Annotated in this window: 17 protein-coding genes and 3 pseudogenes; 10 read left to right on the top strand and 10 right to left on the bottom strand. The window is 72.2% G+C overall.

Going from position 1 to position 26,301, the window contains the following annotated elements; translation table 11 throughout:
* Window positions 1-101: 101 nt before the first annotated feature.
* A complete protein-coding gene (locus tag CRV15_RS28725) occupies window positions 102-1,499 on the bottom strand; it encodes an MFS transporter (protein ID WP_009998920.1) in 1,398 nt (465 codons plus the stop codon).
* A 406-nt stretch (window positions 1,500-1,905) separates the two neighbouring features.
* Between CRV15_RS28725 and CRV15_RS28720 the strand changes: the two genes are divergently transcribed.
* On the top strand, window positions 1,906-2,664 hold the full coding sequence (locus tag CRV15_RS28720) for a TetR/AcrR family transcriptional regulator (RefSeq protein ID WP_009998919.1): 759 nt from the start codon (window positions 1,906-1,908) through the stop codon (window positions 2,662-2,664).
* 376 nt (window positions 2,665-3,040) lie between these two features.
* A pseudogene (locus tag CRV15_RS28715) lies at window positions 3,041-3,342 on the top strand (alpha/beta hydrolase); the annotation flags it as partial.
* An 801-nt stretch (window positions 3,343-4,143) separates the two neighbouring features.
* Here the strand turns inward: CRV15_RS28715 and CRV15_RS28705 are convergent.
* Window positions 4,144-5,175, bottom strand: coding sequence for a hypothetical protein (locus CRV15_RS28705; RefSeq protein ID WP_009998918.1), 1,032 nt, complete (start codon window positions 5,173-5,175; stop codon window positions 4,144-4,146).
* A 247-nt stretch (window positions 5,176-5,422) separates the two neighbouring features.
* Between CRV15_RS28705 and CRV15_RS28700 the strand changes: the two genes are divergently transcribed.
* Together CRV15_RS28700 and CRV15_RS28695 are read left to right on the top strand one after the other, a co-directional pair.
* Window positions 5,423-5,908 carry a DUF4291 family protein gene (locus CRV15_RS28700; protein ID WP_003962934.1) on the top strand — a complete coding sequence of 162 codons (486 nt, stop codon included), beginning with the start codon at window positions 5,423-5,425 and terminating at the stop codon, window positions 5,906-5,908.
* A 96-nt stretch (window positions 5,909-6,004) separates the two neighbouring features.
* Entirely contained in the window at window positions 6,005-7,255 is a 1,251-nt protein-coding gene (locus CRV15_RS28695; protein WP_009998916.1) for a serine hydrolase domain-containing protein, read from the top strand.
* Window positions 7,256-7,385: 130 nt separating this feature from the next.
* Here the strand turns inward: CRV15_RS28695 and CRV15_RS28690 are convergent, their stop codons facing one another.
* A complete protein-coding gene (locus CRV15_RS28690) occupies window positions 7,386-8,648 on the bottom strand; it encodes a S41 family peptidase (protein ID WP_009998915.1) in 1,263 nt (420 codons plus the stop codon).
* Between the two features lie 319 nt (window positions 8,649-8,967).
* Here CRV15_RS28690 and CRV15_RS28685 point away from each other — a divergent pair, with 319 nt between their 5' ends.
* Both CRV15_RS28685 and CRV15_RS28680 read left to right on the top strand, forming a co-directional pair.
* Window positions 8,968-9,726, top strand: a complete 759-nt coding sequence (locus CRV15_RS28685; protein ID WP_003956029.1) for a carbonic anhydrase — start codon at window positions 8,968-8,970, stop codon at window positions 9,724-9,726.
* Between the two features lie 26 nt (window positions 9,727-9,752).
* Entirely contained in the window at window positions 9,753-10,004 is a 252-nt protein-coding gene (locus tag CRV15_RS28680; protein ID WP_003956030.1) for a hypothetical protein, read from the top strand.
* Here the strand turns inward: CRV15_RS28680 and CRV15_RS28675 are convergent.
* Complete coding sequence (locus CRV15_RS28675) at window positions 10,001-10,213, bottom strand: cold-shock protein (protein WP_003956031.1); 213 nt, start codon at window positions 10,211-10,213, stop codon at window positions 10,001-10,003. The genes CRV15_RS28680 and CRV15_RS28675 overlap by 4 nt on opposite strands.
* 353 nt (window positions 10,214-10,566) lie before the next feature.
* Here CRV15_RS28675 and CRV15_RS37505 point away from each other — a divergent pair, with 353 nt between their 5' ends.
* The gene (locus CRV15_RS37505; RefSeq protein WP_009998914.1) at window positions 10,567-11,529 is read left to right on the top strand and encodes a hypothetical protein; all 963 of its coding nucleotides are present in this window, start codon (window positions 10,567-10,569) and stop codon (window positions 11,527-11,529) included.
* A gap of 598 nt (window positions 11,530-12,127) precedes the next feature.
* Here CRV15_RS37505 and CRV15_RS28665 read toward each other — a convergent pair.
* The 3 genes and pseudogenes from CRV15_RS28665 to CRV15_RS28655 form a co-directional block, all read right to left on the bottom strand.
* Window positions 12,128-12,726, bottom strand: a pseudogene (locus CRV15_RS28665) (nucleotidyl transferase AbiEii/AbiGii toxin family protein).
* A 31-nt stretch (window positions 12,727-12,757) separates the two neighbouring features.
* Window positions 12,758-13,090 (bottom strand): annotated as a pseudogene (locus tag CRV15_RS37770) (transcriptional regulator); the annotation flags it as partial.
* Between the two features lie 37 nt (window positions 13,091-13,127).
* Window positions 13,128-14,012, bottom strand: a complete 885-nt coding sequence (locus tag CRV15_RS28655) for a zeta toxin family protein (protein WP_230864353.1) — start codon at window positions 14,010-14,012, stop codon at window positions 13,128-13,130.
* A gap of 310 nt (window positions 14,013-14,322) precedes the next feature.
* Here CRV15_RS28655 and CRV15_RS28650 point away from each other — a divergent pair, with 310 nt between their 5' ends.
* The 3 genes from CRV15_RS28650 (at window position 14,323) to CRV15_RS28640 (ending at window position 17,620) form a co-directional block, all read left to right on the top strand.
* Window positions 14,323-15,399 (top strand): fatty acid desaturase family protein, encoded by a 1,077-nt coding sequence (locus tag CRV15_RS28650; protein WP_003962931.1) that lies wholly within the window; start codon window positions 14,323-14,325, stop codon window positions 15,397-15,399.
* A 62-nt stretch (window positions 15,400-15,461) separates the two neighbouring features.
* Window positions 15,462-16,616 (top strand): glycosyltransferase family 4 protein, encoded by a 1,155-nt coding sequence (locus CRV15_RS28645; protein WP_044972757.1) that lies wholly within the window; start codon window positions 15,462-15,464, stop codon window positions 16,614-16,616.
* A 158-nt stretch (window positions 16,617-16,774) separates the two neighbouring features.
* Complete coding sequence (locus CRV15_RS28640) at window positions 16,775-17,620, top strand: alpha/beta fold hydrolase (protein WP_009998909.1); 846 nt, start codon at window positions 16,775-16,777, stop codon at window positions 17,618-17,620.
* 889 nt (window positions 17,621-18,509) lie between these two features.
* On the opposite strand, the gene CRV15_RS28635 is transcribed toward CRV15_RS28640, so the two are convergent.
* From CRV15_RS28635 to CRV15_RS28625, 3 genes are read right to left on the bottom strand one after another with little or no spacing between them, the layout of a single operon-like run.
* Window positions 18,510-20,453 (bottom strand): pentapeptide repeat-containing protein, encoded by a 1,944-nt coding sequence (locus tag CRV15_RS28635; protein WP_003956042.1) that lies wholly within the window; start codon window positions 20,451-20,453, stop codon window positions 18,510-18,512.
* Window positions 20,454-20,481: 28 nt separating this feature from the next.
* Window positions 20,482-21,861: a lipase family protein gene (locus CRV15_RS28630; protein WP_003956043.1), complete on the bottom strand. Its 1,380-nt coding sequence runs from the start codon at window positions 21,859-21,861 to the stop codon at window positions 20,482-20,484.
* Window positions 21,862-26,298 carry a peptidase C14 caspase catalytic subunit p20 gene (locus CRV15_RS28625; RefSeq protein WP_009998907.1) on the bottom strand — a complete coding sequence of 1,479 codons (4,437 nt, stop codon included), beginning with the start codon at window positions 26,296-26,298 and terminating at the stop codon, window positions 21,862-21,864.
* Between the last annotated feature and the right edge of the window lie 3 nt (window positions 26,299-26,301).

The following is a 26,301-nucleotide window of genomic DNA, read 5'->3' as shown; positions in this document are numbered from 1 at the left end:
GCGGACAAGTCGATGATGGGGACGAAGCCGTTGGCGATCGGGGCTTCCATCTTGGTGCCGCGCATGAGCGCTGTCCTCTTCTCTCGCGAGGGGATGGGGGGTCAGGTCGTCGACGTCTCCGCCTCGGGGGAGGTCTTGCTGCCCCGTGCGTCGCCGCTGCCGAGGAGCGCGACGAGGGCGGCGCCCACGATCAGGGTTCCGAACGCAACCCAGAGGGCCACCGCGTAGCCGTGCACGGTCCCGGCGGAGATGTCCCCGGGACGGTTCCCGCGGTCGGCGAGGTAGGAGGCGGTGACGCTGGTGGCGATGGAGTTGAGCAGCGCCGTACCGAAGGCCGCGCCCATCTGCTGCACCGTGTTGTAGGTTGCGGAGGCAACACCGGCTTCGGCCCAGTCCAGTTCGTCGGTCGCCCGGTTGGTGGCCACCGCGAGCAGACAGCCCAGCCCGATGCCGGTGAGGATCATGGACGGGGTCAGGAACACCGCGAAGACATGGGAGCTGTCCACCTCCAGTTGGGTGAGGATCAGCATGCCGAGGGCGGAGGAGACCAGGCTCCCGGCGATCAGGGTGTTCGGGGCGAGCCGCCCCTGGAGTCTCCCGGCGATCAGCATCGCACCGACGGTGGTGCTCACGGCGTTGACGAGCAGGGTCATACCTGCCTTGACCGGTGAGTAGCCGAGAATCGTCTGGGTGTAGTAGCTGACGAAGAGGTAGAAGCCGAACATCGCGATGAACATCGCACACACGGAGAGGAAGGCGACACCCCGGGTCCGGTGGGTGACGATGTGCAGCGGCAGAAGCGCCTGCCGGGACTTCGCCTCGACCACGACGAACAGAACGAGCAGCAGCACGCCGCCGGTGAGCAGGATCAGCACCTGCGGGTCGCCCCAGCCGCGGGGTTCGGCCTGTGAGAAGCCGTAGACCAGCGCGACCAGGCCCGCGGCGCTCAGCAGCACCCCGGGGATGTCGAGATGGCGCAGATTGCCGGTGGCGCGGTCACGCAGCAGGAACGTCACTCCGGCCAGGGCGAGTGCGGCCATGGGGATGTTGATGTAGAGGGTCCAGCGCCAGTCGGCGTACTCGGTGAGCAGGCCGCCCGCGACGACGCCGAGCGCCGCGCCGCCCGCGCCGACACCGGCGAAGACACCAAAGGCCACCCCGCGTTCCTTCGCGTCGATGAAGGTCAGGATCAGCAGGGACAGTGCCGCCGGCGCCAGCAGCGCGGCGAAGACGCCCTGCCCGGCGCGGGCGGCGATCAGCACACCCGCGTTCTCGGCCGCGCCGCCGAGCCCCGAGGCAAGCGCGAAACCGACCAGGCCGATGGCGAAGGAGCGACGGTGGCTCAGAGCGCTGCTGACCCGCCCGCCGAGGAGGAGCAGCCCGCCGAAGGCGAGGGCGTACGCCGTGATCGCCCAGTGCCGGTCGGCGTCCGTCATCCCCAGGTCCTGCTGCATCGAGGGAAGAGCGATGTTCACGATGGTCGCGTCGAGCACGACCATCAGTTGGGCAAGGCTGATGACGGGTAATGCCCACCAGCGCTTCGAGGGTCGCGCCGATGACGCGGGGGTGTCCTGCCAGGTCTCTGTCACGGTCACTCGCACTATGGTCGGGGGACTGGAACGTTGGTCTAGTGATGCCCGACGCTACTACAGTTCCCCGCCCCGGTCCGGGCTCCGGGCAGCGGGAAAATACCGACCCCGCGCTTCAAATACCGCTCTGAACAGGGATATTGAAGGGAAAAATCTTCAGGCAGCCGCCGTGGACCAGGGCGGCCGGTGGCGCGGGAGGAGCCTTTGTGCGCCGGCTTCTGCACTGCTTCCCGGGGCGGACGGCGGGACGGGCGAGCGGTCCGGCTGTGTAAGACTCTTCAGCATTCGGCAGAGCGTCCGCGGTCGAGACCGGGCCGTGGACGGGGCACATCTGGAGGTGATCGTCGTCGTGGGCAAGGAGACTCGGTCCGGCGCGAAGGTCGGAAACGTGTGGCTCAGACCCGCGCGCGGCGCCGGTCAGGAGCCGCCGCTCACCCGGGAGCGGATCGTCCGGGCGGCCGTGGCCCTGCTGGACGAGGAGGGCATGGGCCGGCTGACGATGCGCCGGCTGGCCGAGCGGCTCCAGGCGGGCGCGACGACCCTCTACTGGCATGTGGCGACCAAGGACGATGTCATCGACCTCGCCGTGGACGAGATCTTCGGAGAGTCCCAGGTGCCCGACCGGCACTCGGACGACCCGCGCGACGACATCACCGCGCTGGTCGACAGTTGGCGCCGGGCGATGCTGCGGCACCCCTGGGCCACCGAGGTCCCCTCACGCCAACGGCCGCTCATGGGGCCGAACTTCCTCGTCTGGATGGAGTTCCTCCAGTCGGCCCTGCTGCGTGCCGGGGTGACGGAGCAGCAGCTCAACGCCGCGACCTGGGCGCTGTACAACCACGTCATGGGCGCCACCGCCGCCCAGTCCAACCTGCGGCTCTCCGCCGAGGAGATCCGGCTGGGCCAGGAGTACCTCCACGGCAAGCGCGACCGCTTCCCCACCGTCGCGGCCCACAACTACATCGCCGACGACGACTGGGACACCAACTTCACCAGCGGCCTGACCTTCCTCCTCGACGGCATGGGAGTCGGCACGGCCCCCTGCCGGGCCGCCGGCCGGCCGATGGGTCAGTAGAGACGGCGACGGCCGACCCCGCGACCGACGGAGGACCGACGGCCCCCAGGAGTTCCGGCAGCGTGGGGCCTGTGTCGCCGGCCGGAGGCTTGCCGGTTCGGCGTGGGGAGTACCCAGGCAGGGGTGACGTCGTCGGTGGACACGCGCCCGTTGGAGTAGGCCACGGGCCTGGAGCGGTCGAAGCGCAGCATGTCCGGCAGTACCGTGCGCGCCGGATACGGCCGTGCCGGTTTGCCGACGTGCCTCAGGACGCCGGCGGTGACCGGGAGCGTGGTGTGCGCGGGCCGGTTCGCCTTGACCCCGCAGCGGACGCGTCTCCACCACCGTCCTGCACGATGCCGTCCACCGGGACGAAGCCGTCACCACCTCGGCCTTGTACACGGACGACGATCGGGAACTCGCTGAAGCCACGGCGTCCCCGCTACGGGCAACAACCACCGAGCCGGCGGGCCTGCCCCCGCACTGGTCGTCACAGCCGAGGCCGACGTCGTTCGGGACGAGAGGGAGCAGTACGCGCGTCAGCTACAGCAAGCAGGTGTGGCCGTGACCGCCGTCCGCTACCTCGGAACAGTCCACGACTTCGCGTCTCTGAACGCTCTGCGCGACAGTCCGCCCACCGAGGCCGCCATCCGCCAGGGCGGTGCCTTCCTCAAAGACGCTCTCACGACTGGGCAGTGAGAGCGGGGAGATGGACCGTACTCCACTGGATCAACGGCCCATGAGAAGTCCAAGGCCGAGCACATGGCAGCCCCAGCGGAAGAACCGTCTGCCAACGGGCCCCGCGATCGACCTTGTGACGTGCTGGTCCGGGGGTCCGGGGGTCCGACGGGCTGGTGGTCCGGCGGGCTGGCGGGCTGGTGGTCCAGCAATCGCTGGTTGGCCCGTCACTCGTACCGGTACTCGGCGAATCCGCCTCCGCCTGCTCGACGTCGGCGATCGCCAGGTCCGGAGGTCCGGAGGTCCGGCACCCGCAGCCGGGCGTGCGGGTCGACTCACTGTGTTCCTGATCCGCGACCGGGACGCGAAGTACACCGAGTCCTTCGACGCGGTCTTCGCCGCATGCGGCATCGAAGTCCTGCGGGGGCGGTCCCCGACTGCCGCTTCCGCCGAACCGCCGCCGTCTGAGGGCGGTGGCGAGGATCCGGCGCACGGTCGGTGACCTCATCTCCGAGCGCCGCACCTGCCTCGGTGACCGGGGAACGCCCGGCGCGAGAGCTCCCGCATCGCCTTCGTCTGCCGCTCCACCACAGCCGCGACCCCCGGATCCACTCGGGACGGCCCGGCGGCTTGGCGGTGCGCCTCGACCGCCCAGCGGTAAGCCGTCCGGCACGGCGGGCGCCGCCAGTCGCAAGCCGGGGTCGGCTGCCGCCGTGCCGGGGTCGGCCTTCAGATACGTGGGCACCAGGACGTGCAAGGCGCGCACGTTCACGTTCGGCAGCGTCTTGGTGGCCGCGGCGATGAGGAACGACCCGGCCCGGGTCAGCCCTGGGTCAGTTCGTCCTTGAGGTAGATGGTCACGGTGTGGGCACCGCTGGTGCCGCAGGCGAAGCCGAACCCCAGGTCGAACACCTGGGGTGTGGCCCGGTTCGGCACCCGGATGGAGAGCCCCTCCGGCTCCCGGTACGTCAGCGAGGCACCCGCCTCGGTGAGGAACGAGGTATCAACGGCGCCCGTGCCGAGGTGCACCGAGGTGAGGTGGGTGTTGCCGACGCCCGGGGGCGAGTGGGGAGAGTCGTAGGAGTCCCCGTGCAGCAGATAGAGATAGCTTCCGGCCACCGCGTACCCCTGGAACGACGGACCTCCGACGCCGGGGAAGGGGTTCGGCTCCGCTACGTCGGCGACGTAGTCGTTCCAGATCCCCTGGCGCGCCTTGCCCAGATCGTGGACGCGGTAGCGCATCCTGCCGTCGAGCTCGAAGCGGTGCACCAGCCGTTCGTAGACCGGATCGATGTTCACCGTGTTGTGGCTGCTGCCCGGCACCGGCGTGTGCTTCTGGAGCAGCGCGCTGGTGTTCGTCAGGGTCTGCCCGTCGGCGTATGCGAAGCGGCAGATGTTCTTCCCCCGTCCGCTCCACTGGCCGGTGGTGCCGGGGAGGAGATAGGGCACGTTGTCGACCTCGGTCCACAGGTGCGCCACACCGGTCGCCGGGTCGGGATCGACTCCGATGCTCACGCCGTGTCCGAACCCGGTCAGCAGCATGAACCCGGCGTACGCGTAGCCGGGTGTCGTCGCGGACCCGTTCCACACCCACCGGGTGATGGTCAGGTCGCCGTTCTTGTCGCTTTCCGCTCCGCCATTGGTCAACTGGGCCAGATAGAGCGCCTTGTTGACGTTGTCGAAGGCGAGCGACTGCAACACGGTGTGATCGTGCGCGGGCTTGTCCTTGACGAGGGGCGGTTCCACCGTCCGGCCCTCTACCTTGATCTTCTTCGTCGGTACGAGCCGGGCCGCGCCCGGCGCCGGAAAGGTGATGCCGGCGGACCCCGTGTCCGCCTCCGACAGATCACTCATGTGCTGCCCCCATGGTGAGATTCCGGTACCAGGATCGACCGAAAATCCGGCCGTGTCCGGCCGATGGGCACACTTCACCCCGTCGGTCGACTCGGATGCGGCACGACCTGCGTAGCGTCGTCGGCCGGCAGCTCATCGACGGGCCGCTTCCCGGCGGGCCGGTGCAGGGTCCAGTCGTCCGCCGGCAGGAGCAGGGGGCGGAGAGCGGCAGGGCGTGCCGTACTCCGTACCAGAGCAGCAGCCGGGCGTGCCCGTAGTCGTCATCCTGGAGGTTCTCACTTGCAGCTCACGCACGGTTGTCGCTCGCCCGAGGCTGCTGACGCGGTGGGGCCCGGAGCGGACCCAACGAGGCTCCGCGCTCAACCGCTACAGCATCCAGGTCGGCATCGGCCGCGAGCCGATCAAGCGCTTCAACGAGGAATGGCCGGTGGACCTCGCAGACATCACCGTGCAGGCCCGCAAGGCCGCCGCGCTGGTGCGGTCGTGCCGCGCGGCCCGGGCCCAGCGGCTGCTGCCGCCCGAGCGGGTGTATCCGGTGGGGCCGGGTGTGGCGGGAAGGCCGGAGATCGGCGGATCGCCGAGGGCCGTCCGGGCCGTTCGGTACGTTCCCGTCAGGAGCGCCCCGCCGGATCAGCGCCGCCGCCGGCTGCGACAGGCCGGTCGCCCCCGGCCACGGCGTGCACCCGCGCCGACCGGAAGGGAGCTCACCCTCCGCACCGACATCTCCGCCTGAGCCCGCTGTCCCTCCCGGAACAGGGGGGTTGGGCCCACCTCTGTCCGGGGGCTGGCCTCATGGGCGTACCGGCACCCGTTCGGCATCGTGAACGTCATGAACACACTGATCAAGAAGACCCGTTCACGGATGGCCGTCACCGCCGCGGTGGCCGCCGCGCTCCTCGCGGGCGTGGTGGCGGTGCCCGCCACAGCCGCCCCGTCCGCCGGGCCCGTACCGGCCGCGACCGCCGGGGACCGCCCGGCCGCACCCCTCACCCGGGCCCAGCTGACCCGCGAGATCGAGCGGACCCTGAAGGAAGCGGGCTATATCGGCATCGCGGTGGAGATGCGTCATGGACAGCGCCGCACCCACATCGACGCCGGGGAGGCCGTCCTGGGGACCGGCAGGCCCACCCCGCGCGACGCGGTGTTCAGGGCGGCCAGTGTCACCAAGTCCTTCATCGCCACCGTCGTGCTGCAACTGGTCGCCGAAGGACGGCTGTCACTGGACGACACGGTCGAGAAGTGGCTGCCGGGAGTGGTCACCGGCCAGGGCAACGACGGCCGCCTCATCACCCTGCGCCATCTGCTCCAGCACACCAGCGGCGTCTACAACTGGGACCAGGTCGAGGTCAATGGGGACACTGCGGAGGACTTCGAGCGCACCAGATTCGACGGTTTCACGCCCGAGGAGTCCATCGCGTACACCATGCGGCACAAGCCCGACTTCCCGCCCGCGGCACCGGGTGATCCCGCGCCCGCGTGGAACTACTCCAACCCGGGCTATCTGCTCGCCGGGATGATCATCCAGAAGGCCACCGGGCGTACCTGGGCCGAGGAGGTGACGCGCCGCGTCATCCGCCCGCTGGGCCTGCGCGACACCCGTACCCCGGGCGCCGATCCGTATCTGCGGGCACCCCATGCGCGTACGTATCACAAGTTCCGCGGTTCGGACCGCTGGACCGACACCACGGTTCTCAATATGACGTCCACCGATGCGGCGGGTGCCCTGATATCGACCCGGCGCGATCTCGACCGGTTCTACACCGCGCTGTTCCGCGGCCGGCTGCTGCCCGCCGCTCAGCTCGTGGAGATGCGCCGCACGGTGCCCGTCGGCGGGCTGTTCGGAGAGGTGATGCCCGGTCTCAGCTACGGGCTGGGGCTGATGCGACAGCCCCTGAGCTGCGGTGGACACCGATGGGGCCATGGCGGCGATCTCGACGGCACCACGGTCCGAACCGGGTTCACCGACGACGGCAGCCGGTCGGTCGTCGTCACCGCGAGCGGCAAGACCGCCGATGTCAACCAGCTGATCCGGGCGGAGCGGGCCGTGCAGCGGCTCGTGGAGCGCGCCCTCTGCGGCTGAGTTCCCCGGGCGGGCCGATGAGCGGCCGGGGCCGCGCTCTCGCGGGCGGCGCCGGCACCACTCGGGCGGTCGGCGGCGTCCGCGAGCGGATCGCGCTCCCCGCGCGGGAACCGTCCCGCGGGGAGCGCGATCAGGGGGTGCGGCGGCCGGTGTTGTCGCCGTCCGGTCGGCGGCGGCCGGTGAGCAGTGCTCTGGCGCGGTCGAACACCGCGTCGTGGTCCGCCGCGGACTCCGCCTCGGTGAAGACCGGTGTGCGCAGAGGCGGGGGAATCCCCGGGCCCTCGAAGCTGTGCCCCCGCGGGGTGGTGCACTTCTCGTTGGACAGGCTGGACTCCCAGCCGTTGGGCAGCGAGCGCGAGAGGGTGTCCGAGAAGACGCCCTGGGTGTTCTCGCCGATCCGGACAGTGGGCGCGGGCCGTTCGGCCGGCGCCTGGGTGAAGGCCTCGCCCGCGCTGACCGTCGAACCGCCGGTCAGCAGCGTGATCGGACCGGTGCAGCGGGGCGAGCCGGCGGCCGGGATCACCCGCATGGTCTGGCGCGGGGTCAGCCGGGTCTCGTCCCGCGCGTCATTGCGGGTCTGCTCGGCGAAGGCGGCGTACGGACGGTTGGTGAGCCGGTTCGCGATCTGTAGCGCCAGACCGTCCAGCCCGCCCATGTCGCCCCGCACGTCGATGATCAGTCCGCGCCGGGCGCCGGGGCCCGAGGTCCGGGCCCGGTTGATGATCCGGTCCAGAACCCGGGGCGGCGCGGGCGAGTCGGTCGCGTGCCCGTACGCGCCGGGTGCGCAGGCGACGAAGCGGCTCATCCGCAGACAGCCGATGCCGCCGGGCAGGTCCGCGGAGCCGATCGCGCCGTCGGCGTACCGCTCCAGCGACTCTCCGCCCAGGTCGCGCCGTTCGATGAACGCGTCCCAGTCGAACCCCCGTTCGGTGAAGAAGGGGTAGTTCTCCTTGAACGTCTGCCAGAAGACGTACAAGTTCGCCACCGGACCGGTCGGCTGTTCCCGGCCGGAGAGGGCCGGCAGCGCGCTGATCCGGCGCATCCGCCGGGTGCTCATCGCGGAGTCGTGGCTCAGGGAGGCGGTCCGGGGCGATACGGTCGTGACGATGCCGTCCTGGGCGAACCGGACGGTGCCGTCGGGGCCGGTCACGGCGCTCTGCCGCACGGTCAGGGCGGGCCGGCAGCTGATGGCCGTGGTGTCCCGGGTGCGCAGCACCCCGTCGCTGATGGTGAGAGCGGTCCCGTAGCCGTCCACCTGCCAGGTCCCGTCCGCAGACAGGTGCGTCCGGCCCTCGGGTGCCGAGGGCGTGGCGGCGGTGCCCAGGGTTCCGCCCCGTGCGGGAACGGTCCCCGCCGCCACGAGCACACCGTGCCGGGCCCGGCGCCCGGACATCCGTCTCCGTCCGGGCCCCGGCGGTACCGAAGGCTCCCCGGTCCCGACGGAAAGCGTCGATGACGTCGCGTTTCCCTTCCCATGGACATGGATGCGGTCAGCCCTCATCGCTTTCCGGGCACCCCCGTCACCGCGTCACCCCAGGGGTGCCGGGCCGGGTCGGACCAGAGGGACACAAGGGAGGTTGGGAACCCTTGGGGGACGGGCCACCGGGATGGACGGCGAGGATCACGGCGCTTGTTCAACAGCGGCAAAAAACCTGCTGCATGTTCGGCAATCCGGCGGCACCGGGGGCGCCGCCGAGCCGTACCTTCTCTGTATGACCTTCCCTTCCGAACGGCATGCGGCGGGCGGTGCCACGCCGGCCCCGGTATCACGTCCGCGCCGCGGGCTGCTCCGCGCCGCGATCATCGGGAGCACCGTCACGGCCGGCGCCTGGGCACTCGGCGGCCCGGCCGCGTCGGCCGTCCCGCGTACGTCCACCGGCCCGCGGCCCGCCACCCCCGAAGCGGCCCTTCGGGAACTGCACGCGGGCAACCAGCGCTGGCGCACCTTCCATGAGCAGCACCCTCACGAGACGCACACCATCCGGCGCGAAGCGGTCTCCGGACAGCACCCGTTCGCGGTCGTCCTGGGCTGCATCGATTCCCGGGTTCCACCGGAACTGGTCTTCGACCAGGGCCTGGGCGATCTGCTGACCGTGCGCTCCGCCGGTCAGGTGCTGGACGAGGCGGTACTGGGAAGTGTCGCGTACGGAGTCCTCGAACTGGACATCCCCCTTGTCGTCGTGCTCGGTCACCAGTCGTGCGGCGCGGTGGCCGCGGCCGTGCACGCGGACGAGACGGGCGCCGAACTGCCCGCCCACATCCAGTACATCGCCGCCGAGATCAGACCCGCCATCGACCGCTCGGTGCAAGGCGACGCCCGGATCGACGCGACGGTCTCCGCCCAGGTGCGCCGCGTGCGCTCGCGGCTCGCGGCGGAACCCGATCTGGCCCCGCGAATCGCGGCGGGTCGGCTGGCGATCACGGGCGCCCGGTACGAGCTGACCAGCCAACTGGTGCACCAGCTCGCCTGACCGGACTCCGCCCGGCCGGGCCGGCGATGGCTCCGTTCCCCGGCGAGAGGATCGTGAACCTGTCGGCCGCCGCACCGGGTCGGCTCGCTGCCCGGCGCGGGGCGGTCGGCTCCGCCCGCTGCGGCGGCCGGACTGTCCTGTCCGCGCTGGGCGTCGCGGACGCGCTGCGTCTGCTGGGGAACTCGGTCCCGAGCAGCCGCGTCATAGCCCCCGATCAGCGCGGTCACGGTGACGCCGACCGGCCACAGACCACCGAGAACATAACGAAGCACTACTAGGCCAACACCTGGACCCTGTCCGCCTGCATCCCCTTCTGGCCCTGGACAGCCTCGAAGGTGACCTTCTGGCCCTCCTTCAGGGACTTGAAGCCGTTCCCCTCGATCGCCCGGAAATGCACGAACAGATCAGCCCCGGACTCCGGCGTGATGAAGCCGTATCCCTTTTCGTCGTTGAACCACTTCACGGTGCCGTTCTGGCGCTCGGCCATGCCTTCTCCCACGTTTCGGAGCAGTCAGTCATCATCGACGTAAAGCCGCAGAAGATCATGACACGAGGAAGGCCGCCTCACCTGCGGAACACCACGGAACCATCCGATGCAGACCACCCGCCGACACCCCACCGGTGCATCGCACGCCGGCCCGGGCACGCACGGCACCCGTGTGAGGGATACCCAAGGGACCGATGGCGGGAACACGCTGGGTGGTGGTGTACCGCCTTCGCCGGTGTGACAAGGCACAGGGATGTGACGTCCTTGTCCCGGGCGGGGGCAACATCGCGGCGCCCGCCGGATGCGGGAACCCGTGGCACCATCCCGTCCCGCTTCTCCGGGAGGGCCCTTCTGTGACCACGTCATCGATCCTTCACCGCATTCCAGCTCTGCTCGGAGCGCTTGTCCTGACGGGCGGGGGTGCGCTGACCGCGCCCGCCACCGCCGGGGCCGCTCCCGCCCCGCTGCCCCGGTCGACCACCACGCTCGTGACCACGCCCGGACCCGGCACCCTGTCCATCCCCGCGGGAATCACCGAGGTGACCATCACCGCCTGGGGAGCGGGCGGCGGCGGAGGCGGCTCCGGCTCCAGCATCAACAGTGCTCCCATCGGGAGCGGCGGGGGCGGGGGCAGCGGCGTCGGTGTGCAGTGCGCCGTGTCCCTCCCGGCCGGGAGCCGGCCCACCGTGCTGAACTTCGTCGTCGGAGCGGGCGGTGCGGGAAGCGCCGGTGCGTCCAATGTCTCCCGGCAGTTGAACCCCGGCGGGAAGGGCGGCGCCGGCGGCGGTCTGGAAGGCAACGGCAAGGCGGGCGGCACCGCTGACTTCACCGGCGCGGGCGGCGGCGGGGGAGGGGGCGCCACTTCCGTCGGTTCGGACACTGAGCTGATCAGTGTCCAGGCCCCGGGTGGGGGCGGAGGCGGCGGAGGATCCGGCGACAACGGGACCCGCCCCGGACTGGGGGTCGGTGGAGACGGCGGGGGCCTGGAACCCGGCGACGGCGGCTGGGGCGCGAATCCGACCGGGACCCTCTTCTACGGATCGGGCGGCGGCGGGCCTCTCGGCGGTACCTGCATCGCGATCGCGGGCGGCGTGACCGTGTCCCTCTCCGAGGAGGACGGCAACACGGGCGGGAACGGCGCCACGCACCTATCTGGCGGAGCGGCCGTAGCCGGCGGGGCGGGCGGAGCCGGAGCCGAGATCGACGGCAACGCCTACGGAGCCGGAAGCAAAGGCGGCAACACACCCCAGCAGCAGGGCGTCCCAGGGAACCCCGGCAAAAGCGGCGGCAATGGTGCCGTCCTCATCCAGTACTGACCCAGACACCCCGTACAGCACGAAGCCGCAGGAGTGTTGAGCGTCCCGCCCGCCCGGGCGGTGGCCGGCGCTCTCACCGGGTCGGCACGGGACATGGCCGCGTACTCCGCTCGGTGCGGCAGATCGCTCTCCGCGAGCTGCCGCACTCTGCGCTCCACATCATCCGACCAGGGCAGCCTCCGGTTGGGCCCGTGAGACGTGGGGCCACCCCGTCCCCGACGGATGGCGTGGGGGCGGGACGGCGGCGCAGGCCGAAGGGTGTTCTCGTTCCGTCGAGGTGACGCTTTGCCCGTTCTCCGGCCCCAGCGCGGGTGAGGATCTCCAACCCGTTCTCCACGGTGATCTCCGGACACAGCGGACACTGGAGCAGAAGACCGACGGCTTCCTCACCGAGCAACGCCGCATGAATGCGACCCTGTCGAGCTGCTGTACACCCTCTGACCAGGCTTGCCCTTCGACGCTTTACTGGTGATGGCGAGTCCTGAGGGTTCCTGGCGCGAGTGGCTGTCCGAACCCGAATGGTGGGCGCCGCGTCACGAAATCTCCGCCGGACAGCCCCTGGCAGGGCGGCATGGCATGCAGCGTGTCCTCCACTCCGTCACTCGCTGTCGTCGTCGTCCTGGTGGAGGCGGGTGTTGAGGTCGGTGGACCATTCCAGGTGCCCAGGTGCCCAGGTGCCCAGGTGCCCAGGTGCCCAGGTGCCCAGGTGCCCAGGTGCCCAGGTGCCCAGGTGCCCAGGTCTGCGGTCGAGCGGTGCCGCATCGCGGCGTGGACGTCGATGAGGTCGCGGACCGCGCCGCGGTCCGCGAGTGCGCGGACCGTGGTGCCGATCACGTCGTCCAGGGCGAGAACGGGACCGTACTCGGTGACCGTCGGTGGCGCCCAGAAGGCTTCCTTGAGGACGTCGACCTCGCACGTCTCGCCGGTGGCGCGGTCGGTGGTGATGAGCCTGCCCGACAGCGGACTGGACTCGATGTGCCGGACATCCCAGCCGCGCTCGGCCAGACCGTCACCGACCGTGCGGATGATCTCGTCGATGGGAGCCGGGTTCTCGGTGGCGACGTCCAGGTCCTGCGAGAGCCGGTCGACCAGACCATGGGCCTGTACGGCGTATCCGCCGGTGATCACGAGCGGATAGGGCGCGCCGATGGCGAGGACGTCGGCCAGGAGCCGGCGGTGCCGTTCTGTGAGGTTCACGCGGCGGCCGTGGCCGTCGCGGTGGTGAGCTGGGGAAAGCGGCTTCCCACGCGTCCCGGATCGGACGGCTGATCAGGGTGCACAGGACCGGCCACTGCGCGATGAGGAGATCCCGGTTCAGGAAGTCGGTCAGGTCCTGGCGCTGTCCCTCGGCCAGGACGGTGCGGTACAGGCCCATCCGGGAGCGGGGCTGTTCCAGCCCGTAGGAGCGGCGGCCCGACCAGACCACGTGCAGCGGCAGGTCGACCGTTCCGTGCACCGGGCCGGTGAGGTCCTCCAGCCGGGCGGGCATCCGCTGTGCGTACTGCGGACGCAACAGGTCGAACGCGTCCGGTACGGGGAACGGAAGGGGCTGTACGGTCATGCCCCGGTATCGCCCGGGGCACCGCGCGGGTGCTACGTCATCCCGGGCTTGAGTCCCGCACCGGGTTTCCCATGAAGAATACGGCGATCGGACTCTCCTGGGGCGTGATGCCCTCCAGCAGGTCCGGGACGATCAGGTGGTCGAAGATCCAGCGGTGCTCCTCGGCGGAGAGCCGGTGGTAGTCGGCACCGGGCGCATCCCGCCTCGGCTGGGTGGTACGGCGGACCGGTTCCGCGAGCGCGGCGGCCCGCTCGGCGTCACGGCGTATGGCCAGCGCCCAGTCTGCGGGGAGCCGCGGATCATGAGCGCGGCGGTCGGCGTCGGCGAGCCGCCGGCGGAACGCGCCGGTCTCGGCCGCGCTCCACGGGCGTGCCCACTCGGTGTCCACCGCCTCCGCCGCACCTACCGGACGTCGCCAACGTCCGCCGCCGTCGAGCTCGTTGGCGTACACGACGCCGGCACCGCGGCGGACGACGGTCACCCGGTCGGCCAACCCCCCAGTCTCAACAGCTTCAAGGGCCCGGGGGAGCGCTGCGGCGCAGGCGCCCCGGCTGTCCCAGGACACGTACCGGGCCGCCCCATCCTCGGCGAGCCGCAGACACCGGTCCAGTACACCGAGCTGGCTGACCGCCTCCGGCACCGCCAGGGCCACCACCTCGATCCGGTACCCCGCCCGCCGCCATTCCGTCAGCGACGCCATCCAGCCGGACGGATCGGCCAGTGGGCCGAGGCCGTCGAGCCGTCCGACCTCCCGATAGTGCGCAAGATTGTGACCGAAGTCTTCGAAGGGCGCGACCCAGTCGCCTGGCACGATGGTGCCGGTCCGATCCCCGGCAGCGAACCGCGCGCGATGACCTGCGCACTCGCAGCCATCGCCGACTTCGTGGACCTGGTCGACGGCCCCGGAGCCTGCCAACGGCACCTGCTTGCCACCCTCGACAACGCCCTCAACTGACCCGGCCGGGAAAACCGATCCCTCCTCCCGCCCGCTTCCAGGCGCGGGTCCGCTTCGCCCCGCCGAAGACGCCACCGGCCTGATCTGGGGACAGGCCCCGCACGCCATCACCCCTTCGGGTGAATCCGCGGCGGAAGGGGTCCACCGGCGGGGGCTTGCGCGGCGATAGTGGCTGCGTCCGCCGGCGCCCGGCGGGACCGTCCCGGCGTGCCCGCCGCGGACCCCGGCGCCGCTCAAGGCCCGGACCGGGACGGTGGACCCGGAAGGGGGCGGTGCCATGACCGGTCAGAACACATGGAGCACCGACGCCGCCCCGGCGTGCGGCGACTTCCCCGAGCTGTACCGCCGCGTCGCCGCCGCCGGCCTCCTGCGCAGACGGCCGCTGTACTACGCCGGTCGGGCCTCGGCGCTGTTGATCGCCCTGGCCCTGCTCCTCGGGTCGTTCGCCGCGCTCGGCGCGAGCTGGTGGCAGCTCCTGCTGGCACCCCTCTTCGCCCTTCTCCTCGGCCAACTGGCGCTGCTGGGGCACGACGTCGCCCACCGCGCGGTGTTCACCAGCCGCCGGGCCACCGCCCTCGCGGGCGTGCTGCTCGGGAACCTCGTGGTCGGCATGAGCTACGGATGGTGGGTGAGCGACCACCACCGCCACCACGCGCACCCCAACCGCGAGGGGTACGACCCGGCCGCCGATTCGCTCCTCTTCGTCCGCACCCCCGAGCAGGCCCGCAGGACCCGGGGCGTGCGGCGCGTCGTCGCCCGCCACCAGGCGGAGCTGTTCTTCCCGCTGCTCTCCCTCCAGGCGCTGGGTCTTGCCGTCGTCACCGGGGTGACCCTCGTGCGGGGCACGGTCCGCCATCCGGGGTGGGAGCGGACGCTGGCCGTGCTGCACTACCTCCTCGTGGCGGCGCTGCTGCTCGTCGTCCTCACCCCCCTCCAGGCCCTGGCGTTCACCGGGGTGTGCGGGGCGGTGCTCGGCGTCTACCTGGGGTGCGTCTTCGCCCCCAACCACAAGGGCATGCCGATGACCGGCCCGGACGCGGGGCGCGCGGATTACTTCCGGCGCCAGGTGCTGCCCTCCCGCAATCTGCGCGCGGGCCGGTTCGTCCACGCCGTCTTCGGCGGCCTCGGGCACCAGATCGAGCACCACCTCTTCCCGTCGATGCCGGTGGTGGCGCTGCGCCCGGCTTCCCGCATCGTGCGCGCCTACTGCGCGGAGGTGGGGGTGCCGTACGCCGAGGCAGGTCTGGTCGACTCGTTCCGCGAGATCCTGCGGGACCTGCGCGCGGTCGGCCGCTGCGCGGAAGCCCCCTCGCCTGCCGCGGCGCGGACCGCGGACGTCGGGGGCGCCCGATGACCGGGGCCCTGGACGAGCGGGAGCCGGCCGCCGTCGACGCTCCGGCGCGCGGGGGCGGGCAACTGCGGGTGGTGGTCGTCGCCGAGTCCTTCGCGCCCCAGCTCAACGGGGTCGCCCACAGCGTGCTCAGGGTGGCGGAGCACCTCAGGGCTCGGGGACACGTCCCCCTCGTGGTGGCCCCGGCTCCGGGAGCCACCGGAGGCGAAGGTGCCTCGCCGCAGGGGGAGCGGCCGTACGGCTATGAGGTCGTGCGGGTGCCCTCCGTGCCACTGCCGGGCTATCCGGAGGTGCGGGTCGCCCTGCCGGGGCGCCGGGTGGCGGACGCCATCGCGCGCCACCGCCCCCATGTGGTCCACCTGGCCGGCCCGCTCGCGCTGGGGGCTGCCGGAGGGGCCGCGGCCGGGCGGGCGGGGGTCCCGGTGGTGGCGGTGTTCCAGACGGACCTGGCCGCCTATGCCAGGACCTACCTTCCGGTGGCGCGGGCCGCCGGGGCCCGGTTGGCCTGGTGGTGGCTGCGGCGCGTCCACACCGCGGCCGCCCGGACGCTGGCCCCGTCCCGGGCGTCCCTCGACGCCCTGCGGGACCAGGGCGTGCCCCGCCTCCACCTGTGGCCGCGCGGCGTGGACTGCGTGCGCTTCCACCCCCGCCACCGCGACGAGGCCCTGCGTCGGCGGCTGGGCCCGGGGCAGGTCCTGGTGGGGTACGTGGGGCGGCTGGCGGTGGAGAAGCGGGTCGAGCACCTCGCGCAGGTCGCGCGGATACCCGGCGTGCGCCTGGTGGTCGTGGGCGACGGCCCCTGCAGGGCCCGGCTGGAGGCCGCCCTGCCCCACGCGGTCTTCCTGGGCCGCAGGACCGGTCACGACCTCGCCCGGCTCTACGCCTCCTTCGACGTGTTCGCCCACGCGGGGCCGTACGAGACCTTCGGCCAGACCCTCCAGGAGGCCATGGCCAGCGGTCTGCCGGTAGTCGCCCCGGCGGCCGGCGGCCCCCTGGACCTGGTGCGTCCGGAGCGCACCGGGTTCCTGGTCCCGCCCCACGACGAGGGGGGTCTCCGGCAGGCGGTGGAGCGGCTGGCCGACAGCGGGGCGTTGCGGACTGCGTTCGGCCGGGCGGGTCGGGCCGATGTGGTGGAGCGCAGTTGGGAGGCGGTCGGCGACCGGCTCATCGACCACTACCGGCGCGCCATCGTCGAGACGGGCGGATTCGCCGGTCCGTGAGTGGGCGCCGACCCCGCGGCGCGCCGGGACCGCTCCCCCCCCGGCCCCGGCGCACCGCGACGACCAGCCCCACCACCCAGCGGGCACGGGAACCACTCCAACGCCATCGGCACCACCGGCCCGGGCTACGCAACACCCCCGCGAGGAGGAGGACCACCGTGCAGCAGCCCCTTTCCACCGTGTACGCCCCCGGCCCCGATCCGGGCGCGGCCACCGCCGTCTTCCTGCACGGGCTGGGCGGCTGGACCCACAACTGGGCCGCGCTGATCGACCTCGTACGGGACACGGCGCACTGTCTCGCCGTGGATCTGCCGGGTTTCGGGAGGTCGGCGCCCCCGCCCGACGGCGTCGTCACGGTCGGGCGCCAGGCCGCGGCCGTCGCGGGCCACCTCGACCGCGCCGGGCACCGCCGGGTGCATCTGGTCGGCAACTCTCTCGGCGCCCTGGCCGCGCTCCACCTCGCCGCCGAACGCCCCGACCTGGTGGCCACCCTGACGCTCGTCTCGCCCGTCCTGCCCGCCCTCCCGACGCCACAAGCCCTGCGGGTGGCCCTGCTGGGGCTGCCGGGCGCCTCCCGGCTACTGGCCGGCCAGAGCGTCGAGCGCCAGTTGGACGACCTCTACCGTCTGATCTACGCCGATCCCGCCCTCGTCGGCGACGGGCAACGGGCTGTCGAGGCGCGGGAACGACAGCGTCGCGCGCAGCTCCCGTACGCACCGGCCGTGCTCGCGGCGGGCGTCCGCGCCGTCGTCCGCGCGCATCTCCCCCTCCCAGGAGGGTCCCCCTGGCAGCAGGCCCGCCGGATCGCCGTCCCCACCCTCCTCGTCTACGGTCGCGACGACCGCCTCGTCCCCTTCCGCACGGCCTCCCGCGCCCACGCTGCCTTCCGCGACGCCCGTCTGCTCACCCTCCCCGGCGTCGGTCACGTCGCCATGCAAGAACGCCCGCGCCCCGTGGCCGCAGCGCTGCGCGCCCTGATCGCATCGCACCCCTGGGGAGCTTGATCACGGGACTGCGGGCCCGCCCAGGCGCCGGCCGCAGACGGATCCGGCGCTGACGGCTATGGCGGTTGCACCACAGCGGGGCCTACCGGGTGTCGTGCGGGAGGCCGTCGGTGTGGCCGGGCCCGAGGACGCCGCAGGCGCGCACCTCGTCCCCGGTGCCGCTGGAAGGGGTGGGGCCGATGGCGCTGTTGAGTGTCAGGTCAGGCGGTTGCCGGTGATCTGGTAGATCGCCAACTTTCCGGTGGAGACGGTCGCCCGCGCGTCGCGACGGTGTCGCGCAGGATGTCCAGGGTGCGGATGTCCAGGGTGCGGAGGTGCGGAGGTGGCCCGGAGGGCGGCGGGGGAGCCGATGGCGGTGTCGGTGGCCTGTCCGGCGGTCCACCAATGCGCGCTCTGCTCCCGGGCGCAGGTCTCGCTGGTGGTGCGCAGGGGGAGGCCGCGGCGATCAGGTGGGCGGTGATCCGGTCGGCCTCCGGCGGGCACAGCGACGCGGTGCCCTGGGACGGGCCGGTGTCGCCGGACCCCGCGGTGTGGCCGGCGGGGCGGGCGCGGTGCGCGCGATCGGGTCCAGCGCCGACAATACCGCGGCTGAGTCCTTCGACGCTGCCTTCAAGAGGGAGACGCTCAAAGGCCGGAAGGCCTGGTCGAGCGAGCACGAGGCAAAATTCGACGCCTTCCGCCGGCTGACCCGATACAACACCGCCGCCGACACTCCCGCCTCGGCCAGCGATCTCCGATCGCCTACGAGAACGACCTACCACCAGCAGCAACTACCCTGGCCCAAGCCGCATAGACATGTTCAAAACCCGGGGTCAAGGCCCGATCGACACCGACGGAGTGGTTGCACACTGATGCGACGCGAGGACATGCCCGGCGCGGACCGGCCACGTCATCGTTTCACGCGGCTGCGCACGGCGAGGACGGCGAGTGCGAGGAGAGCCGGCTCGATCAGGCGGGCAGTCATCTCCATGTATGTCCCGGTAGTGGTCAGATCCTGTCCGGAGGCCCGGAAGATCACCGAGTTGGCCACCACCCTCATGGACTTCTCCAACCTCGCGGACGACAGACGCTTTGCGTACGACCCTTCCGGATTGACGGGTTCCGGCTTCGTGGTCGTCAGGGTTATCCGGCGGCCGTCGGCGGTCCCCGCGCTCACCGGGTCCGGAGCGGCTTGCGGCAGCCCCCACAGCATCATCGCAAGCACGGTGGCCGTCATCGCCAGGACCAGCCAGGTCAGGGCACGCACGGCGCGCAGGCCGTACCCGGAGAGCACCCAGTACAGCCGCAGCAGCGTTCGCTCGCCGCGGGACACCGCGGCGTCATGACGGCGCATCTCCATCTCGCCGTAGTAGAAGTCGGCGGCTCCCGGCTCGTTCCGGCCGTCCTCAAGCGCCTTTCGGAGCTGCCGGTAGACCGGCGCGAGCACCCCGGGTCCATACGTCTCGACACCCGATGGCGCGGGCGTCCAGCCACCGCCGTACCGAATCGCTCGCCAGTGCTGCTCCTCGGCGAGGGTCCGGCGGCGTATCCAGCGCGGCCCGGGGGGTGGTGACGCGAGGAGGCAGCGGCCTTCGAGCCGTAACTGGTCCAGGTGGACCGTCCCCACGAAGAGACAGCCGGTCAGGTCGACATCCGCCAGCACCAGGTATGCGGCGTCCACGCCCTTGACCGAGGTGACACGCACCCGGGAACCGGTGAGCCCCGGTTCGGCCATCACCCCGCCCTCCGGCGAAACGAACGGGCGGGACCGGCCGACGACGGTCACCGGGAACTCCAGCACAGCATCGCTCAGATCCACCCGGGCGTACCGCAGCCGCAGCGCGGCGGTACGAGCCCACCGGGTCTGCCGGCAGCGCACCTCCCGCGCGGCGGCCTCAAGCGTCACCGCGGCCTCGAACACGGCGCCGGAGAGGTCCACCCTCCCCGGGCAGATCAGCGGGCCGATCCGGGCGGTACGCCGGAACACCGCCCGCCGGAAGTCGACGCCGGCCGCCAGCTGGGCCCCGGAGAAGGACAGGTCACCGCCGATCGCCGTTTCCTCGAAGCTGGCTTCCGCCTCGAAGCAGGCCCCGGTGAACGGCATGTCCCCGCCGATGTCCGCCCCATCGAAGCGGGCGCTGTTCACCAGGAAACGGGCGCCGTCGAAGCAGGCACGCCCGGCGATCCGGGTCTTCGTGAAGTCGGCGCCCTGCTCGAAGTGCACTCCGTCGAAGGCGGCCTCCCCGTCGACGACCGCCTCGCTGAAGGAGGTGACGCCCGCCATCCGCGCACCCGAGAAGTAGGCGTCCCCGCACATCATGCCCTTGAACATCGCGCTTCCGCCGATCCTGCGGACGCAGAACCGCAACGCGCCCTCGATCCGCGCCTTGAAGAACCAGGCGTCGGCCTTCACCTCGGTGTCGTCGAACCAGGCGTCTCCCGCGACCTGCGCCGCGGAGAGACGGAGGTCGCCGCCGACACACGCGTCCTGGACGTACAGGCCCCCGTCGAAGACGGCCGACGCGAAGGAGCAGAAGCCGCCGAAGTCGATGCCTTCGAGCTCCGCGTCCCCGGTGAACCGCACCTCGTCGAAGGCCGCCTCCCCGACACGCACCCGCCCGCTCCCCGGCTCCCTGAGCGGTGCGAGGAGTTCGTCGAGCAGGCTCTGGGTGAAAGGGGTGCCCCGATGGTCGAGGTCGGCTCCGGGGGTCAGCGAGGCGAGGTACGCGGTCCGTTCGGTGCCGTCCAGATGGGCCAGGCAGGCCGGGTACGCGGCCACGGTGCGCCCCCGGCAGCGTTCCCCGCTGTCGGTGTGTCCGCACCGCGGCCACTCGGGGGTGTCGGTTCCGGTCATCCCAGCTCTCGCCTCGTACTGCCGTGTCTCATACCGCCACGACCGTGACGTCCCTCCGGTCGCGCCCCTTCGGCCGGTCCACCAGCGCCTCGACCACCCATCGCCCGGGCGGCACTTCCAGCTCCGCCCGGTAGCGGTCGGGCTCGTACTGCCGGAAGACGACGGGCTGCCGGTCGTTGCGGCCCGAACGCCAGGTGAACGTCCGCAGATTGCGCCGCAGCAGGTCGTGCCCGAGCAGCTCGATCACGAAGGGGCGGCCGGCGGCGACGAGGTCCCGGGGGAAGTGCAGGGCGATGCCCTCCCCACCGGCAAGCGTGCCGCCGGGCGGGCGGCCCGCACGGATCGCGAGCATCGCGTCCCGGAGCGCGAGGCCGCTCGCCAGGTCCGCGTTCCGGAAGCCGCTCCACAGCATGGGGTCCGTGCCGGTCCAGTCCGCGAGGGCCGACCGGCGCGACACGGTCCCGTCGCCGGGGCCCAGCAGGGTGTCGGTGATCCGCGACGCGTCGGAGGCGAGCAGGAGCGCCTCGGGGCTCGGGAAGTCGACACTGCCGAGGCAGTGCACCGCGTACGGCAGGGGGCCGGCGCTCCGGTGCTCGTCACAGGCCGCCCGGAACTCCTCCTGGAAGGCCAGCGCCTCGCGGACGGCGCCGCCCGGCAGCCCGGGGAACGGGTGGCGGCTGTCGGTGATGTACCGCTCACGGCTCTTTCCCTCGACCCGCACCGAGGGGTGCACCGGAAGCATCTCGACGACCGCCGGAAGGTCGACCGCCCAGCCGCGCAGAGCCTCGTTCAGCCGGGCGGTCACGGCCGCGGCGGGGCCGGCGTCGCGGGGGACCGCCTGACCCGACAGCAGCCGGGCGGCCTGGACCAGCCCCTGCTGCGGGGTGCCGAGGGTGACCAGGGTCCGGGCGGTCTCCCGGCCGCCCTCGCACTCCAGATAGTGGCGACCGACCAGACCGCCCGTCGCGTGGCAGACCAGGAGGACGCGGGGATCGTCGGCGCGGTCCGGGTAGTACGTGTCGACCTCCGCACGCCACCGGTCGAGCTCGCGCCCCATCCGCGCCTTCAGCCGCCGGGCCACCAGCCGGTGAGACAGCCGCCAGTCGTATCCGAACGGCACGAACTGCGCGTCGAGCGGGTCGCCGAGCGCGGCACGGATATCGGGATAGCCCATGCAGGACAGCAGCCCGGGTACGGAGTCCGGGACATCCAGCAGCGCGCCGGCGTCCAGCCGGAAGGGGCCTTCGGGCGGGGCGTCCCCCAGCCCGGACGGGAGGGCCGCCTCGCTGAGGGCCGCAGGCGCCGAGTCCATCAGCCGCCTACCGCACCGCGCCCAGACGTCCTCGCCGTCCCGGTACAGCCTGGTACCCAGGAACCCCGGGACGAAGACCACAAGATCGTGTTCCACTCACCCTCCCCATACCCCGGCGCTGAAGTACGTGTACGGCAGTCGGAGCAGATCACAGCGGTCCTCCCCCTGCAGGGCCAGCACGAGACCCTCCGGGTCCATGGCGCTGCGGACGGCGTGCACGGCGTACCCCCGGCCGGGAATCCCCGGCCCGTCGAGCCACACCCGGGACCAGACGTCCCACGCGCGCGGGACGGCCTCCGGCGTGCAGAGCAGCAGCACGGGCCGCTCCACGGGACCGGCGAACACCAGGGACGTCACGTCGGGGAAGTCCCCCGGCAAACGTTCCGGGGGGTGCATGCCCGCGTCGCCGGAGCAGTCCTTGAGGTACACGCTGCCGTGACCCGCCCAGGCCAGCAGGGGCATCGAGGCGTCGTCCTCCTCGTCGTACAGCTCCCCGAGAGCGAGGCATGAGGGGGCAGCGGTCAGCAGGACGCGCTGCTCCACGCCGTGCTCGCCCTCGGCCCAGACCCGCAACTGGTCGCTCAGATCACCGGCCATCCAGTACGAGCCGTCCCGCAGGACCCTTGTGTCGATCCCGCAGAACCCGCGGTCGGTCCGGACCTCGCGCAACGGGATTCCGGCGGACGAGACATCGAACGGGAGCTCATGGCGTACCAGCCGCCGGCCGTCCGCCACACTCAGCCGCAGCGTGGCGGCGGCCGGGTCGCCGACCAGGCTCAGCGCGCGGGCCGGCTGGCCGACGTCCCCGCTGAGCGGGATGTCCCGGTGGGTGATGACCGACAGGGTGTCGTCAAGCCGCCAAAGCCGTACGGTCCGGCCGGCCGCGGCGGCCACCGTCCAGCCTTCCGCCGCCCGAACCGCGGCCACCGCCGTCACCGTGCTCCCGTCATGGGCGAGCTCCGTCGTCGGCAGGCCGGCCGGATCGCCCTGCTCCGGCCGGGAGATCCGGATCCGGTCGTGCCAGGCCCGGCACAGCAGCGGCGGACCGTCCGGTGCGCCGGCCAGGGCGAGGACCGGGCGCTCGTTGCTCGGCCGCCGCTGGACGCCGTAGCCGGCCTCCAGCGCGGGGACCACGTCCACCACGCGGATATACGGGCCGTCGGCGACCGCGAGCAGTCCCTGACCGTCCGGTCCGAACGCCATGGCGCCCTCCCGGGGGCCGTTCAGCACGAGCGTGGCCCCGCGTCCGGGCCGGCGGACGGACCAGATCCGGACGGCCACTTCCTCGTATCCGGCGAGCAGCACTTCCTCACCGTGGCGGCCGAAAGTCAGGCCGCGCGTGTTCGAGGGGTACGTCGCCACCTTCTCCACAACCGGCGGACCGGACACGGCCTCGCAGCGCCAGACGTACACAGCGGTCCCGTCAGCCGCGGCGAGGAAGCCCTCCCGGGGCGAGACCGTGAACACGGCCGCGTCCAGCGCGGGTGCCGCGAGGGTCACGCCGAGGTCGATACCGCAGGCGCGCAGACCGCCGTCACCGTTACGGGTGCGGTACGCCTCGAACAGCTCCACTCTCTTCTCGCCCGCCGTCAGGACGAACATCCGCGTGCCCAGGGTGAGGGCCGCGAGCTGTCGCACATCCGCCGTACGGACCTCCTTCAGCCGGGTGTCCAGGCGCGTGTCGCTCTCCCAGAACCACACCCACACCCGGTTGCCGTCGGCCGCCAGGGCCACCCGTCCGCCGTCCAGCTCAGCCACCGACAGGGCGCGCACACTGCCACCCCACCGGTACTCCTGATCGGGTACCCGGGCACCCCCGCGCCAGAAGTACACGGCCTGGTCGTCCCGGGCGACAGTGACCCGGTCGGCGCCGTTGCCCACCTCGCACACCTCGTTGAGCGGGCTTCCGCGCTCCCCGCCGGTCCGGGGCAGCCGACGGGTCAGCAGTCGGGCGCCCGACCCCGGGTGCAGGACCTGGATCTCCCCCAGCCCGCCGGCGGTCAGGGTGTCCGCGTGGGTCAGCCCCACCGCCCGGGTCCCGGCGCGCCAGCTCAGCGACCGCGCGCCTCCCGAAGGCGCCGTGCGCCGCCACTCCGGGGGGTCCGGCGGGGCATCGGTCCAGTACTCCTGCCAGGGCAGGTAGCCCTCGGTGTGCCGCAGTGTCTGGTGGGTTCCGGCGCGGTGGCTGACGAAGGCGGTCGCGCTGAGCAGGGCCTTCCGCTCCAGCAGGACCGCCGACGACAGCGGGCCGGACGTGCGGGGGAACGCGTTCGCGACCCTGCCGTACAGCGCGGCGCCGTCGCAGTCCCGGGCCAGACCCGCCGCGAGCGGCAGCATGACATCAGGGTTCGTACGCGGCAGGAAGCCCACGTCCTCGAAGAGCTCCCGCAGGGCATCCGGCCCCACCTGGGCGGCGTGGGCGCCCAGATATTCCAGGGTGTACTCGTCGGCGCCCCGCCAGTCGCCGCCGGCACGGGCGCGCAGCGCGTCGACCACCCTGCGGTGTGCCTCCGCGGTGGTGAGTCCGGCGTCGGAGAGGAAGAATTCTCCATAACTCGGGTGGGCCAGCTGATGACGGATCCGCCCGGCCGTCCGCCGCGTGCTGTCCTTCCGGGTGGCGACGATGCCGCCGTCGGCGCTCCGGCACACCTGCCGCAGATCCTCTGGCGTGAGTTCCGGTGAGCCGGCGTCGCGCAGGCCGTTGGCGAGTGTCAGCCAGGCCGCGTCCGGATTCAGTCCGGGGCCCTGAACCACCGCCAGAGCCCGCAGCACCTCATGGGCTCGCCGCGCGCCGGGCTGCTCGCTCAGGTAGCGCGTCTCCTCCGCCAGGCGGGTGCGCAGATCCGTGCCGCCGTCACGCAGCCACGCCAGCAGTTCGGCCTCGGCGGCGACTGTGGCCCGCCGGGCGAGTCCGGTGGCGACCAGCCGGGCCACCAGGAACGAGCCACGACTCTGGACCGCGACGATCTCCGCTGTCCAGTCGCGGTCCTCCCGCCGGGCGCCGCCCCGGTACGGGGAGTGGCCGGTGTCCAGTACGGACAGCACCATGCCGGTGATGCTCGCGCGCGCCTCCTCGTCGTCCCCGAGGACCACCGGTTCCACGCTGAGTTCCAGCGCGTCCAGGAGTGACTCCTCCTCCGCGGGCGCGGTGATGCGCCGACGGGGCTGCGTCCGGGTACCGACGATCACTCGGACACCGGGCGTGTTCGCCAAGGGGCCCAGGACGTGCCGGGCGATCACGTGCGCTTGGTCCGGGAGTGCCTCGTCGAGCGCGTCGAAAACCAGGTTCACCGAACCCGCCCGGCCGACCAGCTCCTTGAACGCGTCGGTGAACTTCTCCGACGTCACCGGCTCCTCCGGCATCGACGGGGCCCCGTCGATGTCCGCCAGCACCTCCCGCAGATGTGCGGCCAGCGAACGGGCTGACTGCCCCCGGCAGCTCAGCGCCGCGTGGATGGTCCCCGCCCGGGGCAGCGTCGCGGGGTCGAGGTCCAGGCCGAGGGTCTCTCGCCAGCTCGGCAGGGAAGTGAGTGCCAGCCGGCCGAGCAAGGAGGTCTTCCCCGTGCCCGCCAGGCCCGTCACAGCGAGCAGACCCTTCGGGTGGGTGTCCATCCAGCGCACGATCCGGCTCAGCGCGTCCCGGCGGCCCGCGAAGTGGCGGCTGAGGTGGCTGTTCTCCTCAAGGCCGAACTGTTCGGCCTCGATCCAGGGCTTCCGTCGCGTCAATACGGCCGGCGTGTACACGGGCGGGTCGGACTGATGGTAGTGGGGGTTGTCGAGGAAGTTGTTGGGGAGCGCCCGGATCTCCCGGTAGTCCGGTCGCTGCGCGGGTTCGTCCAGGCCGTCGTCCGCGGCACGCGCGTCCACGGCACGGCAGAGATACGGCAGTGGCAGATACAGCGCGGACGGCTCGAAGGGGCGGGCCTGGTCATCGGCCACGAAGTCCGGTTTCGCCAGCGCTTCCTCCAGCCATGTCACCCAGCGGCCCGCCAGCACCTGCGCGTCCGCCCCCGAGGTGCCGACGACGGCGAAGCCCTTCCGCCGGCTCTCCCGTGCCCGGATCACCGCGGGGTCCCGCTCCAGCTCCACGGCGTGCCGCACCGCTTCGCCGAGGGAGTTGTAGCTCTGCGAGGAGCAGGCGTCGATGATCAGCAGGGTGTCCGCCTCGTACTCCGGGCGCAGGAGGAGGCCCACCAGCTCCAGCAGGGGGACGGCGCGGGCGGGGTCGAACTCTCCCGACTGCCAGGAGTCGGCGCAGGCGAGGAAGTATCCTTCGTCGCCGCGCTGGACGCCGTGCCCTGTCCAGTAGAGGGTCTTCCGCTGGGCACCGTCGGCCAGGAACTCCTCCAGCCCAGCCCATAAACGCTGCCGGGTCGCCCCGCCCCGGTCGACCCGGAGGGTCTTCCCGAACCCCAGCCCCTCCCGCATCGTCCCCGTGAAGCGGTCACGCACCTCAGCCAGTTGCGGGCGGCGCAGCCTCTGCCGCTCCTCCACGTCCGGATGGAGGTATTCGGGCACGGCGATCGTGCCCACCAG

The organism is Streptomyces clavuligerus (assembly GCF_005519465.1).
Taxonomy (GTDB): domain Bacteria; phylum Actinomycetota; class Actinomycetes; order Streptomycetales; family Streptomycetaceae; genus Streptomyces; species Streptomyces clavuligerus.
Note: the sequence above shows the minus strand (reverse complement) of the source record. Positions and strands in the feature narration are given on the sequence as shown.

What these genes read in the sequence shown, in the direction of transcription:
- CRV15_RS28705 (WP_009998918.1), bottom strand. Translation starts at nt 5,175, where the DNA reads ATGAGTGATCTGTCGGAGGCGGACACGGGGTCCGCCGGCATCACCTTT.
- CRV15_RS28675 (WP_003956031.1), bottom strand. Translation starts at nt 10,213, where the DNA reads ATGGCCGAGCGCCAGAACGGCACCGTGAAGTGGTTCAACGACGAAAAG.
- CRV15_RS28725 (WP_009998920.1), bottom strand. Translation starts at nt 1,499, where the DNA reads ATGGTCGTGCTCGACGCGACCATCGTGAACATCGCTCTTCCCTCGATG.
- CRV15_RS28695 (WP_009998916.1), top strand. Translation starts at nt 6,005, where the DNA reads ATGAACACACTGATCAAGAAGACCCGTTCACGGATGGCCGTCACCGCC.
- CRV15_RS28685 (WP_003956029.1), top strand. Translation starts at nt 8,968, where the DNA reads ATGACCTTCCCTTCCGAACGGCATGCGGCGGGCGGTGCCACGCCGGCC.
- CRV15_RS28635 (WP_003956042.1), bottom strand. Translation starts at nt 20,453, where the DNA reads ATGACCGGAACCGACACCCCCGAGTGGCCGCGGTGCGGACACACCGAC.
- CRV15_RS28650 (WP_003962931.1), top strand. Translation starts at nt 14,323, where the DNA reads ATGACCGGTCAGAACACATGGAGCACCGACGCCGCCCCGGCGTGCGGC.
- CRV15_RS28690 (WP_009998915.1), bottom strand. Translation starts at nt 8,648, where the DNA reads ATGTCCGGGCGCCGGGCCCGGCACGGTGTGCTCGTGGCGGCGGGGACC.
- CRV15_RS28680 (WP_003956030.1), top strand. Translation starts at nt 9,753, where the DNA reads ATGGCTCCGTTCCCCGGCGAGAGGATCGTGAACCTGTCGGCCGCCGCA.